This window comes from Cellulosimicrobium sp. 22598 (assembly GCF_052044445.1).
Lineage (GTDB): Bacteria > Actinomycetota > Actinomycetes > Actinomycetales > Cellulomonadaceae > Cellulosimicrobium > Cellulosimicrobium cellulans_G.
Genome location: NZ_JBQEMZ010000001.1, coordinates 440,068 through 454,152 on the forward strand (window position 1 = coordinate 440,068; position 14,085 = coordinate 454,152).

The following is a 14,085-nucleotide window of genomic DNA, read 5'->3' on the forward strand; positions in this document are numbered from 1 at the left end:
TCCTCGCCACCTTCCAGGGACCGGCCGCGCGGATGTGGCTCAGTTGGTAGAGCATCACCTTGCCAAGGTGAGGGTCGCGGGTTCGAGTCCCGTCATCCGCTCGGAGGCCCACTCTCCGTCCGCCTCGCGGCGGCGGAGGGCAGGTCGCGGTGGAGTGGCCGAGAGGCGAGGCAGCGGCCTGCAAAGCCGTATACGTGGGTTCGAATCCCATCTCCACCTCGCAACAGCACCACCCTTTGGGCGATTGGCGCAGCGGTAGCGCGCTTCCCTGACACGGAAGAGGTCACTGGTTCGATCCCAGTATCGCCCACGAGCACCTGCGAGAGGCCGCCCCGGCACCGTCCGGAGCGGCCTCTCGCGTGCCGACCGCCTCCCGGACCGGATGCACGGTTCAGGTCGGAAGTCGGCTAGTATGTGCTTCGCGCCGGAACACCGGAGGGCTCGCGAGAGCTCTCGCAGGACCGGGCGCGCGGATGTGGCTCAGTTGGTAGAGCATCACCTTGCCAAGGTGAGGGTCGCGGGTTCGAGTCCCGTCATCCGCTCGGAGGCCCACTCTCTGGCCTGCTCCTCCGGGAGCGTGAGAGGACGCGTCTCAAGGTGGAGTGGCCGAGAGGCGAGGCAGCGGCCTGCAAAGCCGTATACGTGGGTTCGAATCCCATCTCCACCTCGCAGCAGTGCAGCACCCCGGGCGATTGGCGCAGCGGTAGCGCGCTTCCCTGACACGGAAGAGGTCACTGGTTCGATCCCAGTATCGCCCACCGGCTCGAAGGCCGCCCCGGTTCCCCGGGGCGGCCTTCGTCGTCCACTACCCTCGGCCCATGCCCGACCTGAGCCCCGCCCACGACGTGCTGCCGTTCGGCGCCGCCCCGCGACCCACGACCTCCGTCGACCTCCGCGCCCGGCTGCGCCCCGCCCTGCTCGACCTGCTCGGGCCGACCGTCGAGGGTGCCGACCGGGCCCGCCTCGACGCCGAGCTCGACGGCCCCGACGTCTCCCGGCTCGACGTCGACCTGACAGGGGTCCGCGTGCGCGTCGGAGGCCAGGGAACCGCTCCGGGCGCGGAGCGCGCCTCGACCGACGGGCACGAGACCCGCGACGTCGAGGACGTGCGGGCGCGCGAGGACGCGGTCCTGCGCCGGGTGCGCGTCGACGCGCACCCCCTCCTCGTCGAGGACGTACCGGTCGACGTCGTCGCGGAGGCCGAGGGCCTGCGGTTCCGCTGGGTCGAGGACACCGCCGGCGGTCTGGGGATCGAGCCCGTCGAGCCGGACGACGCCGCGCATCTCAGCGGCCACGTCCGCGTCGCCGCACCCCGCGACGCCCTCGTCGAGACCGCCCGGCGCCTCGTGGCGACGGAGCTCCAGAACCTCGGCCTCACGCTGGCGTCGCTCGACGTCGACCTCGAGTCCGCGGGGCCTCGCAGCGTGACGCTCCGCGGGTTCGCCCGGGTCCGCAAGGGCATCCTCTCCGCGAGCGTGCGCGCGGCAGGGACCGCCGAGGTCGACGCGCACATGGTGCTCACCGTCCGGGACCTCGAGCTGTCGAGCCGCAACCCCGTCGTCGCGGCGCTGCTCCTGGCCGCGCGCGGCGAGCTCGCCAAGGCGGAGGGGCACCGGGTCGACCTCGTGTCCGACCTGCCCCCGGGCGTGCGGCTCGCGGACGTCCGCGTCGACGTCGGGGAGACGCTTGCCGTCACCGCACGCTTCGCCTGACGGGGCCGCCCTTGTGATGCTCCTCGCTCGCACGTAGCGTCGAGGGCATGTGCCGGAACATCACGACCCTGCGCGGCCTCGAGCCCCCTGCCACGGACGAGGAGATCGAGGCGGCCGCACGCCAGTTCGTCCGGAAGGTCACCGGGATCCAGCGGACCAGCGCCGCGACCCAGGAGCCGTTCGAGCGCGCGGTCGACGAGGTCACGGCCGTCGTCGCGCGGCTGCTCGGCGAGCTGCCGGAGCGCCGCAACCCGCCGTCGACCGTGCCTCCGCTCCGTCGCGAGGAGGTCCGGGCGCGCATCGCCGCGCGCGAGGCCGCCGAGCGGGAGCACGAGCGGGCGCACGCCCTGGGGATCGCGCACACCCACTGAGCGGGAGCAGGTCCGGCGCCCGCACGGTCGGAGCGCGGCGACCGTGCGTGCGCGGCAGCGCGACGAGGCCGTCTAGGCTCGGGACCTGTGAGTGCCGCACCCGCCCCGAACCCGTCGCCGGAGGCCACGCGCCCCGAACCCGTCAGCGCGAGCATGCGCCGCGCGAAGGCGGACGCGCGGTCCGCGCACGTCACGATCGGGCAGGTCCGCGAGGAGGGGGCCGGGCGGGTGGCGATCGACTGCTCGTGCGGCATGTCGCTCACGAACGGCCCGGACTGGACCGTCGACGAGCACATCCGCCTCCATCGGGCGGAGGCCCGCTACCTCGCGCTCAGCGCGGTCGCCCCCGCCGGGATGCCCCGCCTCATCCCGGTCGACGCCGACCGGCTGCCGCGCGTCGACTGACCCGGCAGCACCGGGGTGCAGACAAGACGTTTCCACGCCTGTCTAGACCTACGGTCCACCAGTGACGCTCAGAGCTCGTCGGGGTCGTCCCAGGACGTGCCCGACGACGCACCGTCGATCGGCCGGCGCTCGTTCTCCGACAGCGACTGCGGGGCCTTGGTCGCGTCCCCACCGGTCAGCACGTCGCCCACGGCCTCCCCCTCCTCCTCGCGGCGCGGGGACAGTCGTGCGGAGGCGACGTCCGACTCGTTGAGGTCGTCGCGGTGGTCTGCGTGGGTGCTCATGGCACGGGTCTACCAGGTCCGACGCCCCGATGCACGACCGTCCGCGGCCGCGTCGTCGTGGAGACCCGTTCCGGGCTGGGGCGGTGAGACGAGCGCGGGCCGAGCCGCGGGACCTATGGGCGCTTGGCACACTATTTGATGGCGAGTGTCCGTCGTCACCCGGCGTCGGGCGTCGTCTGCGACGACAGCGACCCGGGGTGCGTGGAATCCTCAGGGGCATGCAGACCTGGCCCGGCCACCCCTACCCGCTCGGCGCCACCTACGACGGGACGGGGACGAACTTCGCCCTGTTCTCCGAGGTCGCGGAGCGCGTGGAGCTCTGCCTCCTCGGCGACGACGGCACCGAGACGCGCGTCGACCTCGAGGAGGTGGACGCGCACGTCTGGCACGTCTACCTGCCCGGGAAGGGCCCCGGCACGCGCTACGGCTACCGCGTGCACGGGCCCTACGACCCGGCGAACGGTCACCGGTGCAACCCGGCCAAGCTGCTCCTCGACCCGTACGCGAAGGCGATCGAGGGGCAGGTCGACGGCGACGAGGCGCTGTTCTCCTACCGCTTCGCCGACGCCGGCGACGCGGCACCGGCGGACGAGGCACCCGAGGGCGCCGACGCGGACGACGCGCCCCCGCCCGCTCCCCCGCTCAACGACGACGACTCGGCCGGGCACACGATGGTCTCGGTCGTCATCAACCCGTACTTCGACTGGGGTCACGACCGCCCGCCGAACCGGGACTACCACGACAGCGTCATCTACGAGGCGCACGTCAAGGGCATGACGATGCTCCACCCGGACGTGCCGGACGACCTGCGCGGCACGTACGCCGGCATGGCCCACCCGGCCGTCGTCGAGCACCTCGTGACGCTCGGCGTCACGGCGGTCGAGCTCATGCCGGTGCACCAGTTCGTCAACGACCCCACGCTCGTCGAGAAGGGCCTGTCGAACTACTGGGGCTACAACACCATCGGCTTCTTCGCGCCCCACAACGGGTACGCGGCGTACGGCACGCGCGGGCAGCAGGTCATGGAGTTCAAGACCATGGTCAAGGCCCTGCACGAGGCGGGCATCGAGGTCATCCTCGACGTCGTCTACAACCACACCGCGGAGGGCAACCACCTCGGCCCGACGCTGAGCTTCCGCGGCATCGACAACAAGGCGTACTACCGCCTGGTCGACGGCGACGAGGCGCACTACTTCGACACCACGGGCACGGGCAACTCGCTGCTCATGCGCTCGCCGCACGTGCTCCAGCTCATCATGGACTCGCTGCGGTACTGGGTGACCGAGATGCACGTGGACGGGTTCCGCTTCGACCTCGCGGCGACCCTGGCCCGGCAGTTCCACGAGGTCGACCGCCTCTCGGCCTTCTTCGACATCGTCCAGCAGGACCCGGTGATCTCCCAGGTCAAGCTCATCGCCGAGCCGTGGGACCTCGGCGACGGCGGCTACCAGGTGGGCGGCTTCCCGCCGCTGTGGACCGAGTGGAACGGGCAGTACCGGGACACCGTGCGCGACTTCTGGCGCGGCGAGCCCTCCACGCTGCCCGAGCTCGCGAGCCGCCTCACCGGCTCGTCCGACCTCTACGAGCACAGCGGTCGCAAGCCCATCGCGTCGATCAACTTCGTCACCGCGCACGACGGCTTCACGCTCAACGACCTCGTGTCCTACGACGAGAAGCACAACGAGGCCAACGGCGAGGGCAACAACGACGGCGAGAGCCACAACCGGTCCTGGAACTGCGGGGCGGAGGGGCCGACCGACGACCCCGAGGTGCGGGCGCTCCGCGCGCGCCAGCGCCGCAACTTCCTCGCGACCCTCCTGCTCTCCCAGGGCGTGCCCATGCTCGCGCACGGCGACGAGATCGCGCGCACGCAGGGCGGCAACAACAACGGCTACTGCCAGGACAACGCGATCACGTGGATGGACTGGGGCGGCGAGGAGGGCCTCGACGACGAGCGGGCCGCGCTGCTCGACTTCGCCCGCCGCGTGGTGTGGCTGCGGCGCGACCACCCCGTGCTGCACCGGCGGCGCTTCTTCCTGGGCCGCGGCGGCTCCGGGACCGTCGACGACGAGCTGCCGGACATCGAGTGGCTCGACATCACCGGCTCGCGCATGGACCAGCAGGACTGGGACCACGCCTACGCGCGCACCGTCATGGTGTTCCTCAACGGCGACGCGATCCCCGAGAAGGACCGGCGCGGCGAGCCGATCGTCGACGACTCGTTCCTCCTGCTGCTCAACGCCCACTCCGACGCGCTCGAGTTCACCGTGCCGCCCGCGCGGTACGGCGAGGGCTGGGACGTCGTGCTGGACACCGACGGCACGGTGGACGTCGGCGACGCCCTGCGCCCGGGCGACACGGTCTCCGTGACGGGCCGCAGCGTCATCGTCCTGACCCGGCCCCCGCTGCGATGACGGCCACGCCCGACGTCGGCACGCCCGGCGCGCCGCCCCGCGTCCCCGTCTCGACGTACCGCCTGCAGCTCGGCCCCGGCCTCACGTTCGACGACGCCGCGCGCCAGGTGCCGTACCTCGCGTCCCTCGGGGTCACGCACCTCTACCTCTCCCCCGTGCTCCAGGCCGCGCCCGGCTCGACCCACGGCTACGACGTCGTCGACCACACGCGCGTGAGCGCGGAGCTCGGCGGGCGCGAGGGCCTGGGGCGCCTGGCCGCGAGCGCCCGGGCGGCGGGCCTGGGTCTGGTGCTCGACGTCGTGCCGAACCACATGGCGGTGCCGACGCCCGCGTGGCACAACCACGCGCTGTGGTCGGTCCTCGAGGACGGCGCCGACTCGCCGTACGCCCGGTGGTTCGACGTCGACTGGTCGGCGGGCGAGGGCGCGGTGCTCATGCCGGTCCTCGGCGCGCGCCTGGGCGACGTGCTCGCGGCGGGCGAGATCACGGTCGACGAGGTCGAGGTCCCCGGGTCGCCGGAGCCGCGGCCCGTGCTGCGGTACTACGACCACGTCTTCCCGGTGCGGGCAGGCACCGAGGACCTGCCGCTCACCGAGCTGGTGGAGCGTCAGCACTACCGCCTCGCGTACTGGCGCGTGGGCGACGAGGAGCTCAACTACCGGCGCTTCTTCGACGTCGGGTCGCTCGTCGCAGTCCGGGTCGAGGACGAGGAGGTGTTCGACGCGACGCACGCGCTCGTGCTCGGCCTCGTCACGGACGGCACGGTCGACGGCCTGCGCATCGACCACCCGGACGGCCTCGCCGACCCGGCGCAGTACCTCCGGCGTCTCGCCGACCGTACCGACGGCGCGTGGGTCGTCGTGGAGAAGATCCTCGCGGGCGAGGAGCAGGTGCCCCCGGACTGGGCGACGGTCGGGACGACGGGCTACGACGTCGCGTGGCGGCTGCAGCAGCTCTTCGTCGACCCCGGCGGCCGGTCCGGTCTGGACGCGGTGATGACCCGCCTCACGGGCGCCGTGCCGGGCGGGCTGGGGGCGCTCGTCGAGGAGGCGAAGCGCGAGGTCGTCGCGGGCCCGCTCTACGCGGAGCTGCACCGCCTGACCGACCTCGCGGCCGCCGTCTGTCACGACGACCCGCGCCTGCGCGACCACACGTGGCGCGGACTGCACCAGTGCCTGCGCGAGCTGCTCGTCGCGTTCGACCGGTACCGGGCCTACGTGGTGCCGGGCACCCCGCCACGGCACGAGGCGGTCCGTGCGGTCGAGGACGCCGCCGCGCGCGCCCGGGCCCGCCTCGACCCGCAGCGCGCGGAGACGCTCGACGTGGTGGTCGACCTCGTGCTGGGCCGGGAGGTCGGGAGCGCGGGTCGGCGCCGCGAGGCGCGCCGCGACGAGCTCGTGGTGCGGTTCCAGCAGGTCTGCGGCGCGGTGACGGCGAAGGGGGTGGAGGACACCGCGTTCTACCGGTGGACCGAGCTCGTGAGCCTGTGCGAGGTGGGGGGCGAGCCGGACCGGTTCAGCCTCGGCGTGCACGACTGGCACGCGTTCGCGCAGCGGTTCGCCGCGCTCACCCCGCACGCCCTCACGGCGGGGTCGACGCACGACACCAAGCGCGGTGAGGACACGCGCGCGGCGCTCGGGGTGCTGTCCGAGGACGCGGCGGGCTGGTCGCGGCTCGTCGACGAGGTCCGCGCGGCGACGGCCCCGTACCGCGGGGCGCTCGTGGACGGCCTCGCGGAGAACCTGCTGTGGCAGACGGTCGCGGGGACGTGGCTGCCCGACGCGGGCGCCGGGGCCGACCCGGCCGACGGCGCGTCGGACGGCCCGTCCGGCGCGTCGATCGCGCCCGACCGCCTCGTCGACTACCTGCGCAAGGCGCTGCGCGAGGCGAAGGTCGCGACGTCGTGGACGAGCCCGGACGACGCCTACGAGGAGGCCGTCGCGGACCTCGCGCGGCGCGCGCTCGCCGACCCCGCGGTGACCCGCGCGTTCGCCCGGTGGTCCCGCGACCACCGCGAGGAGCTGCGCGCCGCGAGCCTCGGGATCACGCTCGTGCGGCTCACGGCGCCCGGCGTCGCGGACGTGTACCAGGGCGCGGAGTCGTACGCGCCGACCCTCGTGGACCCCGACAACCGCCGCCCGGTGGACATCGGCGCGCTGACCGAGCGGCTCGCGCGGCTCGACGGCGGGGCCCCCGCACGCACGCTCGCGGACGAGAAGCTGCTCGTCACGGCGCGCGCGCTGCGGCTGCGCCGCGCCCTGGCCGGCGCGTTCGTCGGCGACGGCGCCGGGTACGCGCCCGTCGCGTCGTCGACGCCGTGCGCGCTCGCGTTCGCGCGCACCGCGCGGGGCCGCGGCGAGGCGGACGTCGCGCGCGTCGTGACCGTCGCCACGCGGCTGGCCGGCACGGTCGACCGGCTGGGCGGGTGGCGCGACCACGTCGTCGCGCTCCCCCCGGGCACGGGGGCGTGGGTCGACGTGCTCACCGGGCGGGAGCACGCGTCCGGCACGGTGCGCGTGGCCGACCTGCTCGCCGACCTGCCGGTCGCGCTCCTCGTCGACCAGGACGACGCGGCGGCCGTCGCCGTCGCGAGCCCGGGCGAGGCCCGGGAGCCCGCGGGGGACGCGCCGTGACGACCGACCCGACGAGCCAGGCGCCCGGGATCCCGCCTCCCCGCGTCCCCCCGCCTCGGTCGACCCCCGTGCTCTCGGTGCCCGGGCCGCGGCCGGTCGTGTGGGCGCCGACGGCGCGCAGCGTCGAGCTGCTCCTGCCCGAGCCGGGCTCCGGGACGTTCGAGGGCGCGCAGCGGCTCCCGCTGCGCCTCGTGGGCGCGCACGTGCCCGGGTGGTGGGGCTACGACCACGAGCTGCCGTGGGGCACGGACTACGGTTACGCGGTCGACGGCGGACCAGGCCGGCCCGACCCCCGCAGCCCGTGGCAGCCGTACGGCGTGCACGGTCCGAGCCGCACGTTCGACGCGACGTACGCCTGGACCGACGACGCGTGGACGGGCCGCGACGTGGGGGGCGAGGTCGTCTACGAGCTGCACGTGGGCACGTTCACGCCGCAGGGCACGCTCGACGCCGCGATCGACCGGCTCGACCACCTCGTCGACCTGGGCGTCGGCGCGGTCGAGCTCCTGCCGGTCGCGGCGTTCGGCGGCGAGCGGGGCTGGGGCTACGACGGCGTGCACCTGTACGCGGTGCACGAGCCGTACGGGGGCCCCCGCGCCCTGCAGCGGTTCGTGGACGCCGCCCACGCCCGGGGCCTCGCGGTCGTGCTCGACGTCGTCTACAACCACCTCGGGCCGTCGGGGAACTACCTGCCGGAGTTCGGCCCGTACTTCACCGACGCGCACACGACCCCCTGGGGCGCGGCGGTGAACCTCGACCGGCCGGGAAGCCGGGAGGTGCGCGAGTGGGTGATCGACAACGCCGAGCGGTGGTTCGTCGAGTTCCACGTCGACGCGCTGCGCCTCGACGCCGTGCACGCCCTCGTCGACGACTCCCCCACGCACCTGCTCGCGGAGCTCGCGCGACGCGTGGACCGCGTGGAGCAGGAGCTGGGGCGCCCGCTCACGCTCGTCGCCGAGTCGGACGAGAACGACCCGGCGACCGTGACGGGCGTGGAGCAGGGCGGTCGCGGCATGCGCGCCCAGTGGGCCGACGACGTCCACCACGCCGTGCACGCGCTCCTCACGGGCGAGCGGCAGGGCTACTACGTCGACTTCGGCTCCGTCGCGGTGCTGCGCAAGGCGCTCACGGGCGCGTTCGTGCACGACGGCACGTACTCCACCTTCCGCGCCCGCACGTGGGGCCACCCGGTCCCGGCGGGGACCGACGGGCACGCGTTCGTCGTGAGCTCCCAGAACCACGACCAGGTCGGCAACCGCGCGTCCGGGGACCGGACGTCGGCCACGCTCGACGGCGGCGGGCTCGCCGTGGCCGCCGCGCTCGTCCTGGTCTCGCCCTTCACCCCGCTGCTCTTCATGGGCGAGGAGTGGGGCGCGTCGACGCCGTGGCAGTTCTTCACCGACCACGCCGAGCCGGAGCTCGCCGAGGCGGTCCGGCGCGGGCGGGCCGCGGAGTTCGCCGACCACGGGTGGGGCGACGGCGCGCCCGTGCCCGACCCGCAGGACCCGGCGACCCGCGACGCGAGCGTCCTCGACTGGTCCGAGCGCGACCGCGGCGAGCACGCACGGCTGCTCGCCTGGTACCGGACGCTGGTGGCGCTGCGGTCGCGACCGGACGTCCGCTCGGGCGACCTCTCGGTCGTGCGCGTGCACGGCCCCGGGGGCGTGGACGACGACGCCTCGGGCGAGGAGACGGCGTCGGCGTCGGCGCCGCGCGGCGGTCCCGCGTTCGTCGTGGACCGTCGGACCGTCGCGGTCGCGGTCAACCTCGGCGAGGAGCGCCGTCGGCTCCGGCTCGCGCTCGGCGGCACGCCGCGCCTGCTCGCGGCGTGGGACCCGGAGACGACCGTGCACCGGCGCCACGTGGACCTGCCCGCGCGTTCGGTCGCCGTCCTGTCCTGGGTGTGACTACGCTCACGCCCATGTCGACGACGAAGAAGCCGAAGAAGAAGCACGGCAAGGGCGCTCGGTCCGGCTCAGGATCCGTGCCGGCGCTCGACGCCGACTGGGAGGTCGCCCCCACGAAGTCGTTGCGCGTGCCCGCCGGCTTCGACCTCGCGGCGTTCGACCGCGGGTCCACGCCGGGGTTCGCCGGCGACAAGGCGGCCGGCAAGGCGCTCGTCGCGCGGCACGCGGACGAGCTCTCCGAGCTGCAGGAGCGCCTGTTCGCCGAGGGCCGCTCGGGCGGGTCGCGCTCGGTCCTGCTCGTGCTGCAGGGCATGGACACCGCGGGCAAGGGCGGCATCGTGCGGCACGTCGTCGGGCTCGTCGACCCGCAGGGCGTCGCCCACCGGTCGTTCGGCGTCCCGACGCCCGAGGAGCGCGAGCACGACTACCTGTGGCGGATCCGCAGGGCGCTGCCCGCGCCCGGGTACATCGGCGTCTTCGACCGCTCGCACTACGAGGACGTGCTCGTCGCGCGCGTCGACGAGCTCGTGCCCCCGGAGGTCTGGGAGGCGCGGTACGACGAGATCAACCGGTTCGAGGAGGAGGTCGTCGCGGCGGGCACGACCATCGTCAAGGTCGCGCTGCTCGTTTCCTACGAGGAGCAGCGGGCGCGGCTCATGGAGCGCCTCGAGCGGCCGGACAAGTACTGGAAGTACAACCCGAACGACGTCGACTCGCGCCAGAAGTGGCCCGCGTACCAGGAGGCCTACCAGGCCGTCCTCGACCGGACGAGCACCGAGGTCGCGCCGTGGCACGTCGTCCCGGCCGACCGCAAGTGGTTCGCGCGCCTCGCGGTGAGCGAGCTCCTGCTCGACGCGCTGCGCCGCCTCGACCTCGGCTGGCCCCCGGCCGACTTCGACATCGAGGTCGAGAAGAAGCGCCTCGCCGCGACATGAGCCGCCCGGGCGGCGACGTGCCCGCTCGGGCCGGCCGTCAGGCGGAGGCGCGCGCGACCGCGCGGCCGTCCTCGGCGAGCGCGCCGAGGCGCGAGAGCGCGCGGTAGTACTTCTTGCGGTACCCGCCGCGCAGCATCTCCTCCGTGAACAGGCTCCGCTCCCCCGTGTAGTCGCCCGACCCGGCGAGCAGCACGGGCACGTCGCGGTCGTAGAGGCGGTCGACGAGGACGACGAGGCGCAGGGCGGCGGACTGCTCGGCCACGGTGTGCACGCCGGTGAGCGCGACGACCTCGACGCCGTCGAGCAGCGCGCGGTAACGGCTGGGGTGCACGTGCGAGAGGTGCGCCAGCAGGTCGTCGAACGCGTCCAGCGTGGCACCGGGCCGGCCCGCAACGGCGGCCCGCACGGCGTCCTCGGGCAGCGGGGCCGAGTCGGTGACGACCGCACGGTGGCGGTAGTCCTCGCCGTCGACGCGCAGCACCTCGAACCGGGCCGCGAGCGCCTGGATCTCGCGCAGGAAGTCCTCGGCCGCGAAGCGGCCCTCGCCGAGCGCCTCGGGCAGCGTGTTCGACGTCGCCGCGAGCGCGACGCCGCGGTCGGCGAGCTCGCGCAGGAGGCGCGACATGAGCACGGTGTCGCCCGGGTCGTCGAGCTCGAACTCGTCGATGCACACGAGCTTCTTCGTCGCGAGCGCGTCCACCGTCGCCTGGAACCCGAGCGCGCCCACCAGGTTCGTGTACTCGACGAACGTGCCGTAGGCGCTCACGTCGAGGCCCACGGCGTGCGCGAGCGACGTGAGGAGGTGGGTCTTGCCGACGCCGAAGCCGCCGTCCATGTAGACCGCGGGCGCGGTCTGCTTCCGGGTGCCGAAGAGCCCCTTGCGCGCGGGCTTGGCGACGGCGGCCGCGACCTCCTCGAGCCGCGCGACGGTGCGCGCCTGGCTCGGGTAGGCGGGGTTCGCGCGGTAGGTCGAGAAGCGTGCGTCAGCGAAGTGCCGCGGCGGCAGGAGGTCGGCCAGGAGCCGTGCGGGCGGGACGGACGGGCGGACGTCGGCAAGGGCACGCGCACGTCCGGGCACGGCGGGAGCCGCGTCGGAGGCCGACGCGCGGGCGGTGCCGGGGAGGGCTGCCGGGGCCGAGGCGCCACCGGCGACGGGCGCAGTCACGAGGATCCAGCCTACGCCTGCGGCTAGCCTGGCCGCTGTGACCTCCACCACGGCGCCCTCCGACGAGCCCCCTGCGGCACCCGCGGGACGCACCGACCTGCCCCCGCTCGACGTGCTCCTGCCCGCCGCGGAGCACCTGCCGCCCGACCCGCGCGAGGAACGCCTCGCGGCGCTCTACGCGTACGGCCCGCCCGCGCGCGGGGCGCACGTCGTGCGCGCCAACATGGTCGCGAGCGTCGACGGCGCGGCGTGGGGTCCGGACCACCGCTCGGGGTCGATCAACGACGACGCGGACTGGCGCGTCTTCCGGGTGCTGCGCGCGCTCGCCGACGTCGTGCTCGTCGGCGCGGGGACCGCCCGTGCCGAGGGGTACACCGCGCTCGACCGGCCGCGCGGGCTGCGGCACCTGCACGACGCGCCGCTCGAGCTCGCGATCGTGACGCGGACCGGCCGCGTCCCCGAGGCCCTCGCCCGCGGCGACCGGCCGCCCCTCGTGCTGACCGGCCCCGCCGGGGCGGCCACGGCGACGGGCGACGTGCCCGCGGACCGGGTGCTCGTCGTCGGGCAGGACACCGCGGGCACGCGGGACGGGCACGCGCCGGGAGCCGCCGTCGACCTCGCCGCGGGGCTCGCCGCGCTCGCCGAGCGCGGGCTGGCCCGCGTGCTCACCGAGGGCGGGCCGACGCTGCTGGGCGACCTGCTCGCGGCGGACCTCGTCGACGAGCTGTGCGTCACCACGACGCCGAGCGTCGTCGGGCAGGGCCCGGGCCGCATCGTGGCCGGGGCGGCGCCGTCGGGCACGACGGCGCTCCCGCCCCGGGGCGCCCGCCTCGCGCACCTGCTGCACAGCCCCGAGGACCGGCCCGGCTCCCCCGCCGGTACGACCGCCGCGCGCTGGCTCCTGCCGATAGGCTGACCCGCGTGACCGACACGATCCTCGTCCTGACCGAAGACACGTTGAACCCGGCCGACGTGCAGCACATCCTGTCGCTGCACGAGGGCGAGCAGCTCGCCTACCGGGTGCTCGTGCCCGCGGACACCGAGCGCAACGTGATCTCCGGGATCATCGACCACCTCAGCGTGGGCGAGCTCAAGGAGGCATGGGACGAGGTCCTCGGTCGCGAGCCCTCGCCGGTCCAGGCCACGGCGACGGCAGGCGAGCAGCTCGAGCGCAGCGTCGCGGAGCTGCGCGCGGCGGGCCGCGAGGCCGACGGCGCCGTCGTCGACGACGACCCGCTGCCCGCGCTGCACAAGGCCGTCGCCGCGGACGGCGTGCGCGAGATCGTCGTCGTGACCTACCCGCACGCGGTCGAGGACACGTTCCACACCGACTGGGCGTCCCGCGCGCGCGAGGAGCTCCACGTCCCGGTGCTGCACCTGTACTCGGGCACGAGCGAGCTCGGCTGACCCGGCTCCGAACCCCTCTGCCGAGGGAGAGACCCGGTCCGCCGAGGGAGAGAGGCCTGGTCAGCCCTCGCGCACGCGGTGCCCCGCGCGACGGATGGTCGCGCGGGCGAGCTGGTCGGTCGAGTCGAGGTAGAGCGGGTCGGCGAGCAGGTCGTGGTCGACGGCGACGACCGACAGCTCCGTGCAACCCAGCACGATCACCTGGGCACCCCGCTCGACGAGCCGCCCCGCGACGGCGCGGAACGTCTCGATGTCGACCGGCCGGCCGGCCTTGACCTGCTCGTAGATGATCTGCGAGACGAGCGCCTGGTCGGCCTCGTCCGGGACGAGCGCGTCGACGCCGTGACGCGCGAAGGCGTCCTGGTAGACGCCCGACGCCGCGGTCCCCGCCGTCGCGAGCAGCCCCACCGCGCGCAGGTCCGCGACCCGCGCCCGGGCGGCGTCGACTGTCGTGTCGATGATGGACACGAACGGGACGCTGATCGCGTCGAGCACCTGCTGGGTGAAGTAGTGCGCCGTGTTGCACGGCATGACGAGGAAGTCCGCCCCGAAGCGCTCGAGCCGTTCCGCGTCGCGCGCGAGCACCGGACCCGGGTCCGCGTCCGAGCGGCCGAGGATGAACGCCGTGCGGTCGGGGATCGTCGCGTGGTTGAGCACGACGGCATCCACGTGGTCCTGGTCGCGCTCCGCCTCCGTGAGCTCGACGAGGAGCTGGAGGAAGTACGCCGTGGCGAGCGGCCCGACCCCTCCGAGCACTCCGACGAGGGGCTGGGCGTGGTCCTGGTCCGGTCGCGACGTCACCCGTGGATCCTACGGCGGCCCGCCCCACCCGCCGCCACGGCCACAGGTCCC

General features: G+C 74.6%; 12 protein-coding genes and 6 tRNA genes. 15 read left to right on the forward strand and 3 right to left on the reverse strand.

The window, feature by feature from the left end; genetic code table 11:
* Positions 1 to 28 precede the first annotated feature (28 nt).
* The 9 genes from ACTJIY_RS02030 (at position 29) to ACTJIY_RS02070 (ending at position 2,488) form a co-directional block, all read left to right on the forward strand.
* Positions 29 to 101 (forward strand) — tRNA-Gly (locus ACTJIY_RS02030).
* 47 nt (positions 102 to 148) lie between these two features.
* Positions 149 to 219: transfer RNA gene (locus ACTJIY_RS02035), tRNA-Cys, on the forward strand.
* 19 nt (positions 220 to 238) lie between these two features.
* Positions 239 to 310, forward strand: a tRNA-Val gene (locus ACTJIY_RS02040).
* Positions 311 to 469: 159 nt separating this feature from the next.
* Positions 470 to 542, forward strand: a tRNA-Gly gene (locus ACTJIY_RS02045).
* A 54-nt stretch (positions 543 to 596) separates the two neighbouring features.
* A tRNA-Cys gene (locus ACTJIY_RS02050) sits at positions 597 to 667 on the forward strand.
* A 19-nt stretch (positions 668 to 686) separates the two neighbouring features.
* Positions 687 to 758, forward strand: a tRNA-Val gene (locus ACTJIY_RS02055).
* A gap of 60 nt (positions 759 to 818) precedes the next feature.
* Complete coding sequence (locus ACTJIY_RS02060; RefSeq protein WP_440672980.1) at positions 819 to 1,712, forward strand: hypothetical protein; 894 nt, start codon at positions 819 to 821, stop codon at positions 1,710 to 1,712.
* A 47-nt stretch (positions 1,713 to 1,759) separates the two neighbouring features.
* A complete protein-coding gene (locus tag ACTJIY_RS02065) occupies positions 1,760 to 2,083 on the forward strand; it encodes a DUF2277 domain-containing protein (RefSeq protein ID WP_253049210.1) in 324 nt (107 codons plus the stop codon).
* A gap of 87 nt (positions 2,084 to 2,170) precedes the next feature.
* The gene (locus ACTJIY_RS02070) at positions 2,171 to 2,488 is read left to right on the forward strand and encodes a hypothetical protein (RefSeq protein WP_253049208.1); all 318 of its coding nucleotides are present in this window, start codon (positions 2,171 to 2,173) and stop codon (positions 2,486 to 2,488) included.
* A 68-nt stretch (positions 2,489 to 2,556) separates the two neighbouring features.
* On the opposite strand, the gene ACTJIY_RS02075 is transcribed toward ACTJIY_RS02070, so the two are convergent.
* The gene (locus tag ACTJIY_RS02075; protein WP_087471935.1) at positions 2,557 to 2,772 is read right to left on the reverse strand and encodes a hypothetical protein; all 216 of its coding nucleotides are present in this window, start codon (positions 2,770 to 2,772) and stop codon (positions 2,557 to 2,559) included.
* A 218-nt stretch (positions 2,773 to 2,990) separates the two neighbouring features.
* Between ACTJIY_RS02075 and glgX the strand changes: the two genes are divergently transcribed.
* The 4 genes from glgX to ACTJIY_RS02095 all read left to right on the forward strand — a co-directional run bounded on the left by glgX (position 2,991) and on the right by ACTJIY_RS02095 (position 10,661).
* Entirely contained in the window at positions 2,991 to 5,186 is a 2,196-nt protein-coding gene (gene glgX / locus ACTJIY_RS02080; RefSeq protein WP_440672979.1) for a glycogen debranching protein GlgX, read from the forward strand.
* Positions 5,183 to 7,819 (forward strand): malto-oligosyltrehalose synthase, encoded by a 2,637-nt coding sequence (treY, locus tag ACTJIY_RS02085; RefSeq protein WP_440672978.1) that lies wholly within the window; start codon positions 5,183 to 5,185, stop codon positions 7,817 to 7,819. Before glgX ends, treY begins: the two co-directional genes overlap by 4 nt.
* A gap of 77 nt (positions 7,820 to 7,896) precedes the next feature.
* Positions 7,897 to 9,726: a malto-oligosyltrehalose trehalohydrolase gene (gene treZ, locus ACTJIY_RS02090; protein ID WP_440673203.1), complete on the forward strand. Its 1,830-nt coding sequence runs from the start codon at positions 7,897 to 7,899 to the stop codon at positions 9,724 to 9,726.
* A gap of 14 nt (positions 9,727 to 9,740) precedes the next feature.
* Entirely contained in the window at positions 9,741 to 10,661 is a 921-nt protein-coding gene (locus ACTJIY_RS02095; protein ID WP_440672977.1) for a PPK2 family polyphosphate kinase, read from the forward strand.
* Between the two features lie 37 nt (positions 10,662 to 10,698).
* Here ACTJIY_RS02095 and zapE read toward each other — a convergent pair whose 3' ends face one another.
* The gene (zapE, locus tag ACTJIY_RS02100; protein WP_440673202.1) at positions 10,699 to 11,739 is read right to left on the reverse strand and encodes a cell division protein ZapE; all 1,041 of its coding nucleotides are present in this window, start codon (positions 11,737 to 11,739) and stop codon (positions 10,699 to 10,701) included.
* Positions 11,740 to 11,863: 124 nt separating this feature from the next.
* On the opposite strand from zapE, the gene ACTJIY_RS02105 reads away from it, so the two are divergent.
* Both ACTJIY_RS02105 and ACTJIY_RS02110 read left to right on the forward strand, forming a co-directional pair.
* Positions 11,864 to 12,742 (forward strand): dihydrofolate reductase family protein, encoded by an 879-nt coding sequence (locus ACTJIY_RS02105; RefSeq protein ID WP_440672976.1) that lies wholly within the window; start codon positions 11,864 to 11,866, stop codon positions 12,740 to 12,742.
* 5 nt (positions 12,743 to 12,747) lie between these two features.
* Positions 12,748 to 13,233 (forward strand): hypothetical protein, encoded by a 486-nt coding sequence (locus tag ACTJIY_RS02110; RefSeq protein WP_253049193.1) that lies wholly within the window; start codon positions 12,748 to 12,750, stop codon positions 13,231 to 13,233.
* A 60-nt stretch (positions 13,234 to 13,293) separates the two neighbouring features.
* Here the strand turns inward: ACTJIY_RS02110 and ACTJIY_RS02115 are convergent, their stop codons facing one another.
* Entirely contained in the window at positions 13,294 to 14,034 is a 741-nt protein-coding gene (locus tag ACTJIY_RS02115) for an aspartate/glutamate racemase family protein (RefSeq protein ID WP_440672975.1), read from the reverse strand.
* Between the last annotated feature and the right edge of the window lie 51 nt (positions 14,035 to 14,085).

What these genes read in the sequence shown, in the direction of transcription:
- ACTJIY_RS02060 (WP_440672980.1), top strand. Translation starts at nt 819, where the DNA reads ATGCCCGACCTGAGCCCCGCCCACGACGTGCTGCCGTTCGGCGCCGCC.
- ACTJIY_RS02065 (WP_253049210.1), top strand. Translation starts at nt 1,760, where the DNA reads ATGTGCCGGAACATCACGACCCTGCGCGGCCTCGAGCCCCCTGCCACG.
- ACTJIY_RS02075 (WP_087471935.1), bottom strand. Translation starts at nt 2,772, where the DNA reads ATGAGCACCCACGCAGACCACCGCGACGACCTCAACGAGTCGGACGTC.
- glgX (WP_440672979.1), top strand. Translation starts at nt 2,991, where the DNA reads ATGCAGACCTGGCCCGGCCACCCCTACCCGCTCGGCGCCACCTACGAC.
- treY (WP_440672978.1), top strand. Translation starts at nt 5,183, where the DNA reads ATGACGGCCACGCCCGACGTCGGCACGCCCGGCGCGCCGCCCCGCGTC.
- ACTJIY_RS02095 (WP_440672977.1), top strand. Translation starts at nt 9,741, where the DNA reads ATGTCGACGACGAAGAAGCCGAAGAAGAAGCACGGCAAGGGCGCTCGG.